Annotated in this window: 4 protein-coding genes; all 4 read left to right on the top strand. The window is 60.6% G+C overall.

The window, feature by feature from the left end:
• On the top strand, nucleotides 1-231 hold a 231-nt coding region (locus tag AWB81_RS47975; protein ID WP_235026218.1), incomplete at its 5' end, for a hypothetical protein.
• A gap of 8 nt (nucleotides 232-239) precedes the next feature.
• The gene (locus tag AWB81_RS47980) at nucleotides 240-815 is read left to right on the top strand and encodes a SulP family inorganic anion transporter (protein ID WP_235026220.1); all 576 of its coding nucleotides are present in this window, start codon (nucleotides 240-242) and stop codon (nucleotides 813-815) included.
• 47 nt (nucleotides 816-862) lie between these two features.
• Entirely contained in the window at nucleotides 863-1,255 is a 393-nt protein-coding gene (locus AWB81_RS47985) for a sodium-independent anion transporter (protein WP_235026219.1), read from the top strand.
• Between the two features lie 284 nt (nucleotides 1,256-1,539).
• The gene (locus AWB81_RS41830; RefSeq protein ID WP_062644375.1) at nucleotides 1,540-2,670 is read left to right on the top strand and encodes a DUF2252 domain-containing protein; all 1,131 of its coding nucleotides are present in this window, start codon (nucleotides 1,540-1,542) and stop codon (nucleotides 2,668-2,670) included.
• The last annotated feature ends 10 nt before the right edge of the window (nucleotides 2,671-2,680 follow it).

Below are 2,680 nucleotides of genomic sequence, written 5' to 3' on the forward strand. Positions count from 1 at the left end.
AACTGGGAGTTTCGCAACTGCTTATCTGCACCTATCCGCACGCTGCGCTTGGCTTCGCGCGATTCTGCAAGACCGACGAATTACCTGACCACCGTGCTTTCCTTCGTTGTTCTTGGAGTGATCGTCGGTTGCAAGCGTCTGGCTCCGCGCTTGCCGGGTGCGCTGATCGCCGTGATCGGTGCCATCGTCGGAGCGCGGTGTTCAAATTCGCCGAGCATGGCATTGCGGTAACAGGTGAAGTGCCCGGTGGGCTTCCGTCGTTATATCTGCCGCCGTTGCATATGAACGAGATCAACCAGGTGCTGGCGACGTCTGCCTCGTGCTTCATCGTCATCATCGCGCGAAGCGCGGCCACGGCGCGCGCGTACTCCACCCGCTACAACGAGAAGGGCGACGACAATGCCGACATCATCGGTCTCGCGACCGCGAACGCAGCGGCTGCGTTCACGGGCACCTTCGTCGTGAACGGCAGTCCGACCAAGACCGAGATGGTCGACGATGCGGGTGGTCGCACCCAGGTTGCCCATCTGACGACGGCCGTCATCGTGCTGATGGTGCTGCTGTTCCTCACAAGGCCGCTCAGTCTTCTGCCTGCCGCCGTGCTGTCGGCCATCGTCTTCATGATCGGCGTGAAGTTGATCGACGTGAAGGGCATGGTCGAACTCTATCGCATGCAGAAGGACGAATTCGTCGTCGCGTTGCTCGCGGCGGGCGTGGTCGTGTTTGTCGATGTGATGCATGGCATTCTCGCTGCCGTCGTGCTGTCGCTGATCGCGCATGCGCGCATAGCTACCGGCTGCGCACGCGTGTATTGACGCGCAGCCCCGCTGACCGTTGGGTCTCGCATCCTGTCGAGCCGAATTTGCTCGCGGCGCCCGGCATCGTTGTCTATCGGTTCGAAGCGGACCTGTTCTATGCGAACACCGGCCGCTTCACGGAAGAAGTGCTGAAGCTTGTCAACGAGGCCAGTTTGCCGTTGCGCTGGGTGGTAATCGACGCGACAGAGATCAGCAATATCGACTACACGGCGGCAAAGACCTTGATCCAGTTGGGGAGGGAGCTCGACCAGCGGGGCGTGGGTGTTGCGGCCGTCGCACTTCCGACCGGTGTGCGGCGTGAGATCGAAGGTTATAAGGCGCTGCATGCGCAAGGCGTCCATCGCGAGATCTTCGTGACGGTAGATGCTGCGATTGACGCTCTCGGCGAGCTCTCGCCACCTGCACCCGCGAGTTCGCCAAACGCCAAACCAGAATGAAACCAAGCCGCTTTCACGATGAACTGAGAAGGGGAGTGATACGTGCCTGTATCCGGTAGCGCGAAACGCAACGACCCTGCTACAGAACTCGCTGATCCAAGGACAAGGGCAGCGCAAAGAGACCCGTCCACGCTATTTGGGGGGCGAGGCTCGTTGGCGTCGCGCATCGAGCGGGGCAAAGCGGCGCGCAGCAAGGTGCCGCGCGCGAAACTGGCGAACTACACCATCGACAAGCCGACAAGCGCGACCCCATCGCGCTGCTCGACGCGTCCAACGCGGGCCGGGTGACGGAACTGATACCGATTCGCTACGGGCGCATGGTCGCGAGCCCGGAGCGGCGCATTCTTTTCGGACCCAACGACTTCGACGAAACGCTGCCCGGCCCCTTTGATTGGGATGTGCGCAGGCTGGCTACATCGTTTTTGATTGTCGCGCGTGAACGCGGATTTACGAAGCGTGACCAATGCAGTGTGGTGCGCCGGCTCTGCGAGACCTTCCGGCAACGGATCGCGGAGTTCAGTCGGATGGATACACTCGACGTCTGGTACTACCAGTTCAAGGCGGCGGGCATGCTGGCCATTGCCGACTCGCTGGAGGAAAGAAGGAAAGAACTGGCCGTGATCGAGAAGGCGAGACTGCAGTCGTCGCGTTCCCTGATGACGCACCAAACCGAACTGGTCAGCGGCAAGCTGCGCATCAAGGACGTGCCGCCGCTCGTTTATCACGTGCCGTTGGAGAGTCCCCACGATCGCAAACAGTACGACGGACTGGTCCGCCGCTTCTTCGCCGACTACCGCCTGACGCTTCCCGATGACAGGCGCGCACTGTTCGATCGCTACGAACTGGTGGATGCGGCGATTCGCGTGGTGGGTATCGGGTCGGTGGGGGCACGCTGCTACGAAGCGCTTTTCATGGCCGACGGACAGTGTCCACTGTTCCTTCAGCTCAAGGAGGCGCGGGCATCCGTGCTGGAGGGTTACCTGCCGCCAAGCCATTTTCCCAACCACGGCCAGCGTGCGGTGAACGGGCAGCGTCTGCTGCAATCGGCTAGCGACATTTTTCTCGGATGGTCGAAGATGTGCCACACGGGTAACGACTTCTACGTGCGGCAATTGCGCGACATGAAGGGCGCGTTCGACTTCACCACCTTCGATGTTAATGATCTGGGCGAATATGCGGTCTCCTGCGCACATGCGCTCGCCCAGGCGATGGCGAAAGCGGGCGACCCCGCGTTGCTCAGCGGATATTGCGGAAAGTCGAGTGCGTTCGACAAGGCCATCGAGCGATTTGCGCTCGCTTATGCAGAACAGAATGGAGCAGACTGGACGGCTTTGAAAGCGGCTATCAATGCGTATTTCGGCGAACGTGATCACCGATTCCGGTTTAACGTGATCAGTGAATCCGGAGGAAGGTGATCAGTCATTT

Source organism: Caballeronia arationis, from assembly GCF_001544975.2.
In the GTDB taxonomy this organism is placed as follows: domain Bacteria; phylum Pseudomonadota; class Gammaproteobacteria; order Burkholderiales; family Burkholderiaceae; genus Caballeronia; species Caballeronia arationis.